The sequence below is a fragment of the Salinispora sp. CH2A1_6 genome (assembly GCF_056820975.1).
Window position 1 is genome coordinate 429,515 of the sequence record NZ_JBXEDG010000016.1, and the last position, 13,831, is coordinate 443,345.

At 72.9% G+C, this 13,831-nt stretch carries 14 protein-coding genes; 9 read left to right on the forward strand and 5 right to left on the reverse strand.

The genetic code is table 11. The annotated features are described in order from the left end of the window. Nucleotides 1-261: 261 nt before the first annotated feature. The 3 genes from AC1UKG_RS23045 to AC1UKG_RS23055 form a co-directional block, all read right to left on the reverse strand. Nucleotides 262-1,674, reverse strand: a complete 1,413-nt coding sequence (locus tag AC1UKG_RS23045) for a TldD/PmbA family protein (protein WP_482643031.1) — start codon at nucleotides 1,672-1,674, stop codon at nucleotides 262-264. Next, the gene (locus AC1UKG_RS23050; RefSeq protein ID WP_018744159.1) at nucleotides 1,671-3,107 is read right to left on the reverse strand and encodes a TldD/PmbA family protein; all 1,437 of its coding nucleotides are present in this window, start codon (nucleotides 3,105-3,107) and stop codon (nucleotides 1,671-1,673) included. Before AC1UKG_RS23050 ends, AC1UKG_RS23045 begins: the two co-directional genes overlap by 4 nt. Before the next feature lie 68 nt (nucleotides 3,108-3,175). Then, the gene (locus AC1UKG_RS23055; protein WP_475889008.1) at nucleotides 3,176-4,012 is read right to left on the reverse strand and encodes a helix-turn-helix domain-containing protein; all 837 of its coding nucleotides are present in this window, start codon (nucleotides 4,010-4,012) and stop codon (nucleotides 3,176-3,178) included. 26 nt (nucleotides 4,013-4,038) lie between these two features. Here AC1UKG_RS23055 and AC1UKG_RS23060 point away from each other — a divergent pair, with 26 nt between their 5' ends. Beyond that, a complete protein-coding gene (locus AC1UKG_RS23060; RefSeq protein WP_482643030.1) occupies nucleotides 4,039-4,539 on the forward strand; it encodes a VOC family protein in 501 nt (166 codons plus the stop codon). A 68-nt stretch (nucleotides 4,540-4,607) separates the two neighbouring features. Here AC1UKG_RS23060 and AC1UKG_RS23065 read toward each other — a convergent pair whose 3' ends face one another. Next, nucleotides 4,608-6,740, reverse strand: a complete 2,133-nt coding sequence (locus tag AC1UKG_RS23065) for a prolyl oligopeptidase family serine peptidase (RefSeq protein WP_018744156.1) — start codon at nucleotides 6,738-6,740, stop codon at nucleotides 4,608-4,610. Between the two features lie 85 nt (nucleotides 6,741-6,825). Between AC1UKG_RS23065 and mshB the strand changes: the two genes are divergently transcribed. The 3 genes from mshB to AC1UKG_RS23080 all read left to right on the forward strand — a co-directional run bounded on the left by mshB (nucleotide 6,826) and on the right by AC1UKG_RS23080 (nucleotide 8,807). Beyond that, the gene (mshB, locus tag AC1UKG_RS23070; RefSeq protein ID WP_018744155.1) at nucleotides 6,826-7,803 is read left to right on the forward strand and encodes an N-acetyl-1-D-myo-inositol-2-amino-2-deoxy-alpha-D-glucopyranoside deacetylase; all 978 of its coding nucleotides are present in this window, start codon (nucleotides 6,826-6,828) and stop codon (nucleotides 7,801-7,803) included. Nucleotides 7,804-7,814: 11 nt separating this feature from the next. Beyond that, entirely contained in the window at nucleotides 7,815-8,258 is a 444-nt protein-coding gene (locus AC1UKG_RS23075) for a hypothetical protein (protein ID WP_018744154.1), read from the forward strand. A gap of 81 nt (nucleotides 8,259-8,339) precedes the next feature. Beyond that, a complete protein-coding gene (locus AC1UKG_RS23080) occupies nucleotides 8,340-8,807 on the forward strand; it encodes a hypothetical protein (protein WP_026271328.1) in 468 nt (155 codons plus the stop codon). A 6-nt stretch (nucleotides 8,808-8,813) separates the two neighbouring features. On the opposite strand, the gene AC1UKG_RS23085 is transcribed toward AC1UKG_RS23080, so the two are convergent. Then, on the reverse strand, nucleotides 8,814-9,776 hold the full coding sequence (locus AC1UKG_RS23085) for a GNAT family N-acetyltransferase (protein ID WP_482643029.1): 963 nt from the start codon (nucleotides 9,774-9,776) through the stop codon (nucleotides 8,814-8,816). Between the two features lie 79 nt (nucleotides 9,777-9,855). Between AC1UKG_RS23085 and fdxA the strand changes: the two genes are divergently transcribed. The 5 genes from fdxA (at nucleotide 9,856) to AC1UKG_RS23110 (ending at nucleotide 13,704) form a co-directional block, all read left to right on the forward strand. Next, nucleotides 9,856-10,182, forward strand: coding sequence for a ferredoxin (fdxA, locus tag AC1UKG_RS23090; protein ID WP_018216902.1), 327 nt, complete (start codon nucleotides 9,856-9,858; stop codon nucleotides 10,180-10,182). Further along, nucleotides 10,179-11,285 (forward strand): succinyldiaminopimelate transaminase, encoded by a 1,107-nt coding sequence (dapC, locus tag AC1UKG_RS23095; RefSeq protein ID WP_482643158.1) that lies wholly within the window; start codon nucleotides 10,179-10,181, stop codon nucleotides 11,283-11,285. Before fdxA ends, dapC begins: the two co-directional genes overlap by 4 nt. A 17-nt stretch (nucleotides 11,286-11,302) precedes the next feature. After that, on the forward strand, nucleotides 11,303-12,343 hold the full coding sequence (locus AC1UKG_RS23100) for a prephenate dehydrogenase/arogenate dehydrogenase family protein (RefSeq protein WP_026271325.1): 1,041 nt from the start codon (nucleotides 11,303-11,305) through the stop codon (nucleotides 12,341-12,343). Between the two features lie 75 nt (nucleotides 12,344-12,418). Beyond that, a complete protein-coding gene (locus AC1UKG_RS23105) occupies nucleotides 12,419-13,057 on the forward strand; it encodes an SIMPL domain-containing protein (protein ID WP_018744149.1) in 639 nt (212 codons plus the stop codon). After that, a complete protein-coding gene (locus AC1UKG_RS23110; RefSeq protein ID WP_018813983.1) occupies nucleotides 13,057-13,704 on the forward strand; it encodes a nucleoside/nucleotide kinase family protein in 648 nt (215 codons plus the stop codon). The genes AC1UKG_RS23105 and AC1UKG_RS23110 overlap by 1 nt, the downstream gene beginning before the upstream one ends. Nucleotides 13,705-13,831: the final 127 nt, after the last annotated feature.

Consider the following 13,831-nt stretch of genomic DNA (forward strand, 5'->3'; position numbering starts at 1 on the left):
CAAGTTCGGTAGGCAACCGGGCCGCACCCGCTTGCCAACGTCATGCGCACACCAACGACCGCGCCGGAGAAACGGCGCAGCTAAGTGACACACGTTACGCCGATCTTTGCGAGCCGTCCGCGCAAGGCAGTGTCCCGTGTGTCCCCGTTCTTGAAAAGGCCTGTCGGTGCATCGAGGCCCATCCGTTTGTTCAACGGTGGCGACTCGGCCCGCTCGCGGTGGCGACCCGGCCTGCCCACGGCGGCGACCGGAGGCCGCGGGTCAGCCGGAGGCCCCGCCGGTGAAGTTCCACCCGGCGAGGCGCAGCGCCGGTGCCTCCCACCAGACCCCGTCTACCCGGTCGGGCTGGCGGGCCAGCGCGGGCCCGACGCCGAGCACCGCTCCCGGACCGAGTGCGCGCGGGTAGGACTCGGTGAACCGGAAGTCGCGCACCGCCCGAGTTATCACGCCCTCCTCCACCAGCCACACCCCGTTGCGGGTGAGGCCCGTGATGACCAGGCTTTTCGGGTCGAGTACCCGGGTGTACCAGAAGTCGCTGACCAGCAGACCCCGGCGGACGCCAACGAGGAGCGGGGTGGTGTCCGGGTCGACAACCGCCCCGGTTCGGGCGTCGCCGAAGCCGGGCTGCCGCACGGCCTCGGTCGAGGGGGCGGTGAGGCGCAGGTTGCGGGGGACCGGGCCCCACGCGGCGCCGCCGGGGACCGCGTGCCCGGTTGACGTGGCGCCGGCCAGGGCGGCGGAGCGCCGATCGTGTGCGACGGCAGCAGTGACGCCGGCGTCAACCAGGGTCAACGCCGCCCGCGGCGTGCCCTCCACGTCGAAGGGTGGACCCGAGCGGTCGAGCGGGTCGTCCACCAGGGTCACCATCGGGTCGAACTGGGCCGTACCGAGTTCGGCGAAGGACTGACCTTCGTGGTGCCGCTTGCCGTTGAAGCCGTAGGCGGACAGGTTCTGGAGCAGGTCGGCGACGGCGGCCGGCTCCAACACCACCTCGTACCGGCCGGGCGGCAGCTCGACCGGGTCGGTCGCCGCCCGAGCCTTGCCGGCGGCGCGGGCGCCGAGGGCGGAGCCGTCCAGGTCGGCCAGGCGGTCGGCGGCCAGCCGGGCCACCCCGTCCGACCCGCCGGTGCGGGCGATGCCGTCCATCGCCGCCTCGGCGGTCTGGCCCCGGGCCGAGTGACCGGCCGAGTTGGCGAACGCCGACGAGCGGTGGGTGGTACGGCAGTAGCCGGCCGTCTCCAGCCCGTCGGCCGCCGCCACGAACGCGCGGACCCGATCGGCCCGGTCACCCGGCTCCGCGTACGCGGTCGCCTCGTCCACCGGCGCCCCGGGCGGAATCGGGGCAGGTGGGGTGAGTCCCGGCCAGACTGGGTCGGGCGGACCGAGTCGTACCGCCGCCAGGGTGCGCTCGACGAGTTCCCGCAGCCCCTCCGGGGTGCCGACGCTGCCGCTGCTGGCGACGCTCCGCCCGGCGACGTGCAGCCGCAGCCGCACGGTGCGGTGGGTTTCGCCGACGTTCTGGTGGATGAACGAGTTGGCGAACCGGGTCAACGCCAGCTCGGCCCGGGTCACCGTCACCTCGGCCGCCGCGGCCGGTCCGGCTAGCCGACGGACCAGCTCGATCACCTGGCCCGCCAGGTCCAGCTCGGACCCGGGCAGCTTCGCCGCCCTCACGCGCGCACCCCCACCCGGATGCCACGGAAGCGGGCCGGTGCGGCCGGATGGCCGGTGTGCCCCACCTGCCCCGGCTGGCCCTTGCCACAGTTGGGTGTCCCCCAGGCGACCGTCTCGCCGGAGAGCATGTCCATCGAACGCCAGAAGAGCGGGCTGATTCCGGTGTACGTGGGGTTGCGCAGCATCCGTCCCCGTCTCCCCTTCCTGATCTCCCAGCCGACCTCGCAGCCGAACTGGAAGTTGAGCCGCTTGTCGTCGATGGACCAGGACCGGTTGATGTCCATCAACACCCCCTCGTCGGTGGCGGCGATGATCTCGTCCAGACTGTGGGGACCGGGCTGCAGCCCGACGTTGGTCATTCGCACCATCGGCAGCCGGGCCCAGCCGTCCGCCCGGACGCTGCCGCCGTAGTCCAGGCCAGCGGCGGCGGCCGAGTCGCGGCCGGCGAGCACGCCCACCCAGCGTCCTTCCCGGACCGCATCCCGACGGACCGCCGGGGAACCCTCGTCGTCGTAGCCGAAGCTGCCCAGCGCGCCGGGGAGCGTCGGGTCGATGGTGACGGTCATCAGCTCCGAGCCGTACCGCAGCGATCCGAGCTGGGCCAGTTCCAGCCAGGAGGTACCGGCGAAGGCCGCCTCCCAGCCGAGGATCCGGTCCAGTTCGATGGCGTGCCCGACCGACTCGTGGATCTGGAGGGCGAGCTGCTCGCCGCCGAGGATCAGGTCGGTCTCGCCCGCGGGGCACGGCGGTGCGGTGAGCAGCGCCCGGGACTCCTCGGCGATTCGTGCCGCATGCGCGGTCAGGTCGAGCGAGTCGACCAGTTCCCACCCGCTGGTGCCGTACTGGCCCCGGTAGCTCGGGTACGACCGGCGCTGGGTCTGGCCGACGTCGATCGAGGTGGCCGAGATACCGCCGCCGCACTCGCGGATGCGCTGGTCGATCCGGTGGCCCTCGCTGGAGACGAACCACTTTGCCGTGTCCCAGACCTGGTAGAGGCCCTCGGCGAGGTCGGCGCCGTGCGCGGCCATCAGTCGGGTCGCCTCGACCAGCAGGTCGCCCTTGGCCGACAGCGGCACGCCGAGTGGATCCACCGCGCAGGCCGAGGCCCAGCTCGCCGTGACCGGCTCGGCCGGGATCGGGTCGATCGGCGGGCCCGGAACGCGGGCACTGGCCGCGGCGATCCGCGCCGCTCGCCGGCCGGCGTCACGGGCGGTGGGATCGGAGAGGTCGGGTACGGCGTGAAAGCCCCAGCTCGACCCGACCAGCGCCCGGACCCCCAGCCCGACACTCTCGTCCTGGGTCAGCTCCTCGATGTCGCCGTTTCGGGCCGTCATGGACTCGTAGCGCCGGTGCATCACCCGGGTATCGGCGTACCGGGCACCTGCGTCGAGGGCGGCTTGGACAGCGATGGAGGCCGCATCGAACTCTGTCATAGCTCGACCCTAGGGGAGTTGGCCGAATCCGTCCGGTGGCGTGGCGCCGCGCCGCCCGGGCGGCCGGATCAGCTGACCGCTGGCCCGACCCGGCGTCGGTACGCACCCGGCGTGAGGCCGAGTACCGACCGGAATTCGTTGGCGAGGTGGGCTTGGTCGCTGTAACCGAGGTCAGCGGCGACATCGGCCAGCGTCGTCTCCGGATCATTCCGCAGACGTTGGGCGGCCTCCTGTAGTCGGCGGCGGCGGATCATCACTGCCGGCGGCAACCCGACGAACCGGGCCGCGAGCCGCTGCACCGAGCGGGCGGAGAGGCGTAGGCGGCGGGCGACATCCTCGACTGTGCGCACCGCCGGATCGGTGTCGATGAGATCGGCCATCCGGTTGGCCAGCAGCGCTTCGTGCGGCGGTGGCGGCACCGTACTGGTAAGCCACGTCGCGAACGCGTCCACCGCCTGGCGGTGCCGGGTCGGTGGATTGTCCGGCCCGACCATCGCTCGCCTCACCCGCTCCCACAGGACCGGGAGGTCCAGGAGTTGGTACCGGTCCCGCAGCACCGCCGGCGCGCTGGCGAAGTGAGGCACCGCCGCTGGCCGGAGCAGAGCTCCGACCGCCCAGCCGGTGCCGGTGAGTTCGCGGTACGAACTGCCCGTGGTCGGCCCGGCGAGGCCGACCACGGCTGTTTCGACCACCAGATTGCAGGCGGGAAAGGCGATCAGCTGCTGTCGGGAGGTCTGCCCTGCCGGGAGACACCACTCCGGAATCCAGAACCAGCGCACCAACTGTGCCACCGAATCTGGTGCCGGAACTCGGGCGAACGTGGGAAGCCGCGCCGGATAGAGGACACCCCGCCGGCTCGCCGTATTCAGCTCGGACCTCTGTCGCGAATCTTCAAGCCGGTGCACGCCGCGCCTACCTATCGTCAACTCCTATGACTGAGCCGAACCGAGCCGCCGACGGCGAGCACACCACGAACGGCATGCCGCGTGGAGCTACCAGCCTGACTCCCTTTCTGGCCATCCCGGATGCCCGCGGGGCCATCGACTTCTACCAGAAAATCTTCGGTGCGCGGGTGGTTGACGTGACCGAGCTGGGTGGTGTCGTGGCCCACGCCGTCCTCGACTTCGGCCAGGGGCAGCTGCAGCTCGGGGAGCCGATGCCCAAGTACGGGCTCGTCGCGGGCCCCGAAGGGGAGCAGGACTGCTACTCCATCGGCTTCTACTGTCCGGACGTTGACACCGTGGTCGAACAGGCTCAGGCGGCCGGCGCGGTGATCCGGGAAGCCCCGTCCACCTTCGTCTCGGGTGACCGCTTCGCCAGCATCCGGGACCCGTTCGGCGTACGGTGGTCGATCCTGACCCGGGTGGAGGACCTCTCCGAGGAGGAGAGCGCGCGACGCGTCGCCGACTGGGCCCGGCAACAGGCGGGGTGACCGGGCGCGGGTAGCGGGCGGCACCGCGCGGGTTGACCCGAGTTCTCCGTACCCGCCGGGGACGGCGCTCACCCCAGGTGGGTACGGAGGAAGGCCAGCTCCAGCCGCAGCAGCTGTTCACCGACACCGCCCGCCGCCAGGTGCGTGGCGCCGGTGAGCGGCAGCACCGAGTGCGGGTGCCCGTTGGCCACCAGCGCGGCCGACAGCCGCAGGGTGTGCGCCGCCACCACGTTGTCGTCGGCCAGCCCGTGCACCAGCAGCAGCGGCCGGGCCTGCTCGGTGGCGGCGGCCAACTCCACCAGGGAATGGTGGGCGTACACATCCATCCCGTCCTCGGGTAGGCCCAGGTAGCGTTCGGTGTAGGCGGTGTCGTACAGGCTCCAGTCGGTCACCGGCGCCCCGGCGATCCCGCACCGGAACAGCTCCGGACGGCGCAGCACCGCCAGCGCGGCCAGCCAGCCCCCGAACGACCAGCCTCGCACCGCCACCCGGTCGAGGTCCAGGTCCGGATGCTTGTCGGCCAGCGCGGTGAGCCCCTCCACCTGGTCGGTGAGGACCATGTCCGCCACCCGCCGGTGGATCGCCTTCTCGAACGACGGCGCGACCCCCGGCGTACCACGGTTGTCGATCACGACCACCGCGAAACCGGCGTCGGCCCACCACTGCCGCTCCAGCCACGCCGACCGCGCCGCCAGCACCTCCTGGTGGCCGGGGCCGCCGTACACGTCCAGCAGCACCGGCAGCCGGCGGCCGGAGACGTGGTTCTCCGGGTAGAGCACCGCCGCCGGCAGCCGCCGATCGGTCACCCGCTCCATCAACGGCAGCGGAGCGTACGGCGGGGTCGCCGCGAACGACCGCAGCGTCGCCACCTCCCGGTCACCGCGCCAGACCGTCCAGCGCAGACCCGGGTGGTCCAGGGAGGCGCTGCCCACCACCAACACGTCCCCGCCCACGACACCGACGTGCCAGCCGGAGTCCGGGGTGATCCGGCGGACGTCCATGCCGCCGCCGACCGTGGTGCGGACCCGGAACAGGTGCTGCTCACTTGGCTCGCCCTCGGCCGCCTCCACCAGCAGGTCGGCCGCTCCGGTGCCGGAGCGGGCCGGGAGCCGGCCGACCACCCGGCGCACGTAGAGCGACGGCGGTGTCAGCAGCGTGCCGTCGGCGAAGAGGCACCGTGCGTCGTAGCCGTCGTGGGCCAGTTCTCCGCCCACCAGCACCCGGCCGTCCGGCAGGTGGGTGGGAGTACCGGGGACCGGCTCCACCCAGCGCGGGTCGGCCAGCTCGGCGTGCACCTGGGTCTCCCCGGTGCGTGGGTCCACCGCGAGCACCAGTCCGTGCTGCTGGGAGCGGCGCAGCACGGTGATCAGCGGTCCGCCGTCGGTCCAGTGCACGGCGGTCAGGTACGGGTAGGTCTCCCGGTCCCAGTGCACGTCGACCCAGCCACCGTCGAGGTCGAGCAGGTGCAGGCTGACCTCGGCGTTGTTTCCGCCCGCCCGGGGGTAGGCGACGGTGGTTGGCGCGGTCGCCGGCTCGGCCGGATCATGCAGGTGCCACCGGTCCAGTCGGGACTCGTCCACCCGGGCGGCGAGCACCGAGCGACCGTCCGGCGCCCACCAGTAGCCCCGGAACCGGTTGAACTCCTCCGCCGCGACGTGCTCGGCCAGCCCCCAGATGACCCCGGCGTCCTCGCCGGCGAGCATGGTGTCGGTGCCGTCGTGCTCGACCACCCGAAGCTCCCCCCGGCGGACCCCGGCGCCGGCGTCGGTCACGTACGCCAGCCGCTGCCCGGTCGGGTCGGGGCGGGGATCGAGCACCGGGCCGGCGGCGGCCACCTCGACCACGTCCCCGTGGATCAGGTCGGCCCGGAAGAGCCGGCCACCGAGGGCGAAGATCGCCACCCGGCCCGCCGAGTCGAGGGCGTACGAGCCGATGCCGGAGGCGCTCAGCCGCAGCCGCTCTCGCAGCGTGCGCTCTCCCGGGCTGAGCTGGTCGGCATCCTCTGACAGGAGCACCGCCGGATCGGCGACGAGCCGCTCCTGCCCGGTGTCGACATCGAGGAGCCAGAGCGCTTCGGTGGGGTCCGTCGGCCCGCCGGAGCGAAGGAAGAGCACCCGGGTGCCGTCGTCGGCCACCGAGATCGCCCGCGGCGCTCCGTGGCGGAACCGACGGGTCCGTGCGGCCAGCTCCGGAAAGTCCACACGTCGGATCGTAGGGCGGTGCCGTGGGTGATGTGGCGGACCTGCCCGGACGCATCCGGGTCGGCGGCGAGAACCGCCGGATAGAGTGACGGACGTGACGACACTGCCCGATCGCCGGCTCCTGCTGGTCCATGCGCATCCCGACGACGAAGCCATCGGCACCGGCGCGACGATGGCCCACTATGCGGCCACCGGCGCCCACGTCACGCTGGTCACCTGCACCCTGGGCGAGGAGGGCGAGGTGCACGTGCCGGAGCTGGCGCAGCTCGCCGCGGCCGAAGCTGACCAGCTCGGCGGCTACCGGATCGGGGAGCTGGCGGCAGCCTGCCGCGCGCTCGGGGTCACCGACCACCGGTTCCTCGGCGGCGCCGGCCGCTATCGCGACTCCGGGATGATGGGCCTGGCCGCCAACGAGCACCCGCGCGCCTTCTGGCAGGCCGATCTCGATGTGGCCGCCGGGCAGCTGGTAGAGCTCATGCGGGAGCTCCGACCCCAGGTCATGGTCACCTATGACGGCAACGGGTTCTACGGCCATCCGGATCACATCCAGGCCCACCGGGTGGCGATGCGGGCACACGAGTTGGCCGCCGCCGAAGGGTTCGCTCCGGCGAAGGTCTACTGGACGGCGATGCCGCGCAGCGTGCTGGAGGCCGGAATGACGCACTTCGCCGGCTCGTCGGACAACCCGTTCGCGGGCTTTCAGGAGGCGGTGGAGTTGCCGTTCTGCACGCCGGACGAGCGCATCGCCGCCCGGATCGACGCGAGCGGGCAGCACGCCGCGAAGGAGGCGGCGATGCGCGCGCACGCCACCCAGATTCCGGACAACTCCTGGCTGTACTCGATCGCCGGCAACTTCGGCAGCGAGTTCATGGGGGTGGAGTACTACACCCTCGCCAGCGGTGACAAGGGCCCCGGCTTCGGCCCACACGGGTGGGAGGACGATCTCTTCGCCGGGCTGCCAGTCGCGGAGGGCTCGGACCGGACCTCGGTCGAGGGGGGCTCGGACCGGACTCTCGCGGACGGCGTCAACCCGGCTCCGGTCGGTGCGACCGGTCAGTGGTGAGTCTTCCCGCCGTGCCGGTGTCGGTCGTGCCCGACGAGAGCGCTCCGCTCCCCGCCGGGGGCAACGCGCGGCTCGCCAGCCGGGCGTTGCGGGTCACCGGCGGCGTGTTGGCCGTCGCCGGCGGGGCCCTCAGCGCGGTGCTGGAGCTCCTGCTCGCCTCGCTGCGGGTCGGCGGCCATCTGATTGGTGTGGCTGTGCTGGTCGCGGTCGGGTTGAACGTGGTCCTGAGCTGGTTCGCCCTGACCACTGTCGGGCGTCGGTGGGCGGTGGCGCTGCCCGCCGTGCCGTGGTTCTTCCTGGTCGCGGTCGCCGGGATCCGCACCTCGGAGGGGGACGTGCTGCTGGCCGGCACCTGGGTGGACCTGCTGCTTGTCGTGGCCGGCGCAATGACCTTCGCGGTGCTGGGGTTCCGGCAGATCCTGGCCGCCCCGCCGGCTACCCGGCCCAGGACCTGACGGCATCCGCCCTCCGGTGGTAGACATTCCTGCCAGGACGACCCGTACGAGTGGTGGCGGGCGGTATGTCGGGAGGGTGCGATGAGGCAGCGGTGGCGGGTGGCCGGAGCGCTGGCGGGTGCGTTGTTCGTGGTCAACGTGGTCGCTCGGTTGATCATCCGGGTGGGGTTCGACGATGCGGACACGACCGCGGCCGACCGGGTGTCACTCGGGATGTTCGTGGTGATCGGGGTGGGCCTGGCCGTGGTCGCTTTCGGCTGGAGCCGAAGCCGGCCGGCCGCCGAGTGGGGGGCGGACATCGCCGCCGCGGTCGGTGTCGCGCTGGCGTTGACCGTGCTGGTCGGGCCCCTGCTGGTGGGGAAGAACCCGTTCGGTGGCGGTGCGGGGACCTTCTTCGCGCAGATCTGGCTCTACGCCGCGGTCACCGGCATCGGGGTGCTGCTGGGCTATCTGCTGGCCGTCGCGCTCGGCCTGGACCACCGTTCCCAGGTGCTGAAGCGGTACGCCGAGTCGAAGACGGCGAAGCCGCAGAAGCCGGTCCGTCGCTGACCCGGTTCAGTCGGCCGGTGCCGTTCGCGTCCGGTAGGTGTGATGGGTGGTGAAGCCGAGCGCTCGATAGAGCGGCACCGCCTCCGCGTTGCCCCGTTCGACTTGGAGGAAGGCGTGCGTCGCGCCGATCGCCGTACCCCACCCGGCCAGGGCGTGGACCACCTGCCGGGCCAGTCCTCGCCGGCGTGCCTCGGGTGCCACCTCGATCAGACTGAGGCCGAGCCAGCGGCTCGCCCCGGTGACCGTTCCCCGGCCGATGGCGACCAGCCGGCCGTCGATGCGTACCTGGGCGAAGCGGATCTGGGGCACGGCGGTGAGCACGTGTCGGGCGGCGGCCGACAGGTCGCCCTTGCGGGTGGCGACGAGCGCCAGCCAGTCCGCCGACGGCGCGGCGGTCAGCTCGACCGGCGGTGTGTCGGCGACGTCGGGCTGGGCGGGCGGCAGCGCGGCCAGCGGCGCCGTCTGGACGAGCACCGGCGAGCCACCGCCCCAACCCCGGGCATCAAGCTCCGCGCTGACCGGCGCAGCGAGCGGCAGCGGCGTGTTGATCAGAGCTGGGTGACCGAGGTCGGCGTACCAGCGCTGGACCGCGTCGATCGCGACGGGCAGCGGGCGGTCCGGGTCGCCGACGGGTAGCGCCGAGTTGGCGCGTCCGGTCCAGCCGTCGGCGCCGCGCAGCAGCCAGTCGCCCAGGTGGGCCCGGGTCGGTGCGGGCCAGGCCGCGTCGGCCGCGTGCTCCAGCGCCGCCACCGCGGCAGCTGCCGGCCGTCGGGAAGGGGGTACTCGTCGCGCTCGGTGGACCTCGGCCCTCGGCACCTCGAGCCGACCCTGCGCGGTGATGAGGGTGAGATGGCTCTCGCTCAGCTCAGTCAACTCGCCCAGGGCATCGGAGAATCGGGGCCGGCCTGCGCGAATCCCCACAATTCGGCGGACCACGACCCGCTGTCCCACATCCTCTGGTTGGAGCACGATCGACCTCCTCCCCGACGAGATACTAGGCTCATACCCGTCGCGGATGATCGCGGCGTGTCTGCGGAGGAGAAGATCGGTGACCTACATCATCGCCGAGCCGTGCGTGGATGTGCTCGACAAGGCATGCATCGAGGAGTGCCCGGTCGACTGCATTTACGAGGGCAACCGGATGCTCTACATCCACCCCGACGAGTGCGTCGACTGTGGTGCCTGTGAGCCGGTGTGCCCGGTCGAGGCGATCTTCTACGAGGACGACGTGCCGGAGCAGTGGAAGGACTACACCGCGGCCAACTACGAGTTCTTCGAGGACCTGGGTTCGCCCGGCGGAGCTTCGAAGATCGGCAAGGTGGAGAAGGACGCCACCTTTGTCGCGGCGCAGGCGCCGCGTGGAGAGGCGAACTGAACCGGCCCACGCCGGTCTCGGCTCGGCTGCCGGAGTTCACCTGGGACGCCTTGGAGGCCGCGGCCGCTCTGGCCGCGGCGCACCCGGGGGGCCTGATCAACCTCTCCATCGGTACGCCGGTTGACCCGGTGCCGCCGTCGATCCGGCAGGCGCTGGCCGACGCCTCGGACGCCCCCGGGTACCCGCTGACCGCCGGCTCGCCGGCGCTGCGGGCCGCGATGGTGGCCTGGGCGGCGCGTGCCTGCGGTGCCCACCCGGAAGGGCTCGGCGTGCTTCCGGTGGTCGGGTCGAAGGAGTTGGTCGCCTGGTTGCCCACGCTGCTCGGGATCGGGCCGCAGGACGTGGTCGTGGTGCCGTCGGTCGCGTATCCGACATACGAGGACGGGGCTCGGCTCGCCGGCGCGACCGTCGTGCGGGCTGATTCGTTGACCGCTCTCGGTCCGACCCCCCGGGTCCGCCTGGTCTGGGTGAACTCGCCGGGGAACCCGACGGGGCGGGTGTTGCCCGCACCCCATCTGCGCAAGGTCGTCGACTGGGCCCGGGAGCGCGGTGCACTCGTCGCCAGCGACGAGTGCTATCTGCCGCTGGGCTGGGAGGCCGAGCCGGTCTCGGTGCTGTCGCCCCAGGTCTGCGGCGATTCGTACGACAGTGTTCTGGCGGTGCACTCGCTGTCCAAGCGGTCCAACCTAGCCGGCTATCGGGCCGGCTTTGTCGCTGGCGATTCGTCGCTCGTCGCCGAGCTGCTCAAGGTGCGTAAGCACGCCGGGATGATCATGCCGGCGCCGGTGCAGGCCGCGATGGTGACCGCACTGGCGGATGAGCGGGATGCCACCGAGCAGCGGGAGCGCTACCGGGCTCGACGGGCCGTGCTGCGCGCCGCGTTCACCGCCGCCGGGTTCACCGTCGAGCACTCGGAGGCCGGCCTCTACCTGTGGCTGACCCGAGACGAGGACTGCTGGGCGACCGTCGACTGGCTGGCCCGGCGGGGCATCCTGGTGGCGGCGGGCGCCCTCTACGGACCCACCGGAGCTCGCCACGTCCGCGTGGCGCTGACCGCGTCCGACCAGCACGTGGCGGCGGTCGCCGACCGGTTGGCCGGCTGAGAGCGGCGGTGCCGACCGTGACCGATGCTGGGAGCGCCGCGGCCGGAGCGGCGTACCGCGGGGTCCGGGCCGCGGTCGTGGGGACCGGTCTGATCGGGGGGTCCATCCTGCTTCGGCTCCGTGCAGCCGGGCTGGACGTCACCGGCTGGGATCCGGACCCGACGACCCGGGGCCAGGCCCGCGAGCGGGGAGTGCCGGTCCCGGAGACCGTCGAGGCGGCGGTCGCCGGACGGGAGCTGGTGTTCCTGTGCGGGCCGCTACCGACCCTGCCGGCGACCTTGCCGGTGGTCGCCGCGGCCAGCGGGCCCGACTGCGTCCTTACCGACGTGGGTAGCACCAAGGCCGAGGTGGCCGCGGCGGCGGCCCGGCATGGTCTGCGGCACCGGTTCGTGCCGGGGCACCCGATGGCGGGGGCCGAGTTCGCCGGGCTCGCGGCGGCCGTGCCGACGCTCCTCGACGGCGCCGCGTGGGTGCTGTGCCCGGGGCCGGCGACGGCCCCGTTCCGCTGGCTCACCGGGCTGATCCTGGCCGTGTTCGGGGCTCGGGTGGTACCGCTGGCCGCGGCGGAGCACGACCGGGCCGCCGCCCTCGCGTCGCACGTGCCGCACCTGCTCGCCGGGGCGCTGGCCGGGGCGAGCGGACGGGCGGCCGCACCGGATGCCGTTCTCGCCCTCGCCGCCGGCAGTTTCCGCGACGGCACCCGGGTCGCGGCCACCCCGGCGGCGCGGACGGCCAACCTGCTGCTCGGCAACCGGGACGAGGTGCTGCGGGAGCTGACCGGGGTGCGGGCCTACCTGGACGAGTTGGTCGATGCCCTGCGCTCCGATGACCGGGATCGGCTCACCGCGCGCTACGACGAGGCGGGGGCGATCCGGCGCTTGCTGTCCGACCGGGCATACACCACCCAGGTCCGCGAATTCCCAGTCGGTGCGGACCACACCGCGGAGCTCGGCTGGCTTCGGGAGGTGGGCGCGGCCGGCGGCTATCTGGGCGGCTGCCAGGTGCGCGAGGGCCGGGTCCGCTACACCGCCGGGCTCCCGCGGCCCAGCCGGGCGTGACGTGCGGCCCGGTTGGGCGTGACGCGCACCCCCGACGGGCCTGCCGGCGCGGTCAACCGCCGCTAGGGTGTGCACATGGTGGCTGGACCGGTGGTGGCGGTTCGCGGGGAGTCCTTTCGGGAGATCGCGCCGGAGCGGGCCCGGTTCGCCGTGGCCGTGCTGGCCCGGGATCGGGACCGGGAGACCACGCTGAGCCGGCTGGCCGAGCGGGCGGCCGCGGTCCGGGTGCTCCTTGACGGCTACGGCCCGATGATTGAGCGGCGGGAGACCGGCGAGCTGCGGGTCTCCCCGGAGTTACGCCGCTCGGGGGAGCGGGTGCGTGCCTATCACGGCAGCGTGCGCACCACCGTCACGGTTACCGACTTCACCACCCTGGGCGAGATGATGCTGCGCCTGGCTGACCAGGACCAGGTCGAGGTGTCGGGGCCGTGGTGGTCGCTGCGTCCGGACAGCCCGGTCTATCGCGAAGCTCGGCAGGCGGCGATCGCCGACGCGCTGCGGCGGGCCCATGAGTACGCGGAGGCGCTCGGCGCCCGCGTGACCGCGCTGGTCGAGCTCGCCGACGCTGGCGTCGATCGACCAACGATGGTGGCGGCCCGGTCCTACTCGGCCACTGCCGAACGGGTGCCCGAGCTCGATCTGGACCCGCAACCCCAGTCGGTGCAGGCGGCGGTGCAGGCGCGGTTCACGATCAGCGAGCCGGTCCTCAGCTGATGGGGCCGGCCCGCGTGGTGCCTGTTGCCGAGTTGGTGGCGCGAGCCCGCGCTCTCGCCGACACCGGCTCGCGCCAGCTGCTGGGCATCACCGGTGCTCCCGGCGCGGGCAAGTCCACCCTGGCCGCGCAGATCGTCGCCGCGGTGGGGCCGGCGGCCCGGCTGGTGTCGATGGACGGGTTCCACCTTGCGCAGGCCGAGCTTGTCCGAATGGGCCGGGCAGAGCGGAAAGGCGCCCCGGACACGTTCGATGCCAACGGCTACGTCTCGCTGCTGCGCCGGCTGCGGCGCCCGGAGCCCACCTCGGTCTACGCGCCGGAGTTCCGGCGGGAGTGGGAAGAGCCGGTGGCGGGGATGGTCGAGGTGCCGCCGTCAGTCCGGCTGGTGGTTACCGAGGGTAACTACCTGCTGTTGCCGGACTGGCCGTGGGAGGAGATCCGGCCGCTGCTGCACGAGGCGTGGTTCCTGGATCTCGATGTGGAGCAGCGGCGGTGCCGGCTCACCGCGCGGCACGAGGCGTACGGGCGCTCGCCCGCCCAGGCCCGGGCCTGGGCGGGCGGTACCGACGAGGTGAACGCCGCGCTGGTGGCGAGCACGGCGCACCGGGCCGACCTGGTGGTGCGCCTCGCCGAGCCACCGCCGGGCTGAGTCGCCGTACGACTGCGGTCTGGTGGGCCGGCCGCTTCTCGTTTCCCGTTGTTGACCTGCGAGTCGTCGTCAAAGCGTGCCTATCCGGCGATGGCATCAGCGCTTGTGACGAGTTCGTAAGTGTAGA

Coding starts and splice junctions, on each gene's coding strand:
- AC1UKG_RS23050 (WP_018744159.1), bottom strand. CDS start 3,107: ATGACAGAGTTCGATGCGGCCTCCATCGCTGTCCAAGCCGCCCTCGAC.
- AC1UKG_RS23060 (WP_482643030.1), top strand. CDS start 4,039: ATGACTGAGCCGAACCGAGCCGCCGACGGCGAGCACACCACGAACGGC.
- AC1UKG_RS23080 (WP_026271328.1), top strand. CDS start 8,340: ATGAGGCAGCGGTGGCGGGTGGCCGGAGCGCTGGCGGGTGCGTTGTTC.
- AC1UKG_RS23105 (WP_018744149.1), top strand. CDS start 12,419: ATGGTGGCTGGACCGGTGGTGGCGGTTCGCGGGGAGTCCTTTCGGGAG.
- AC1UKG_RS23110 (WP_018813983.1), top strand. CDS start 13,057: ATGGGGCCGGCCCGCGTGGTGCCTGTTGCCGAGTTGGTGGCGCGAGCC.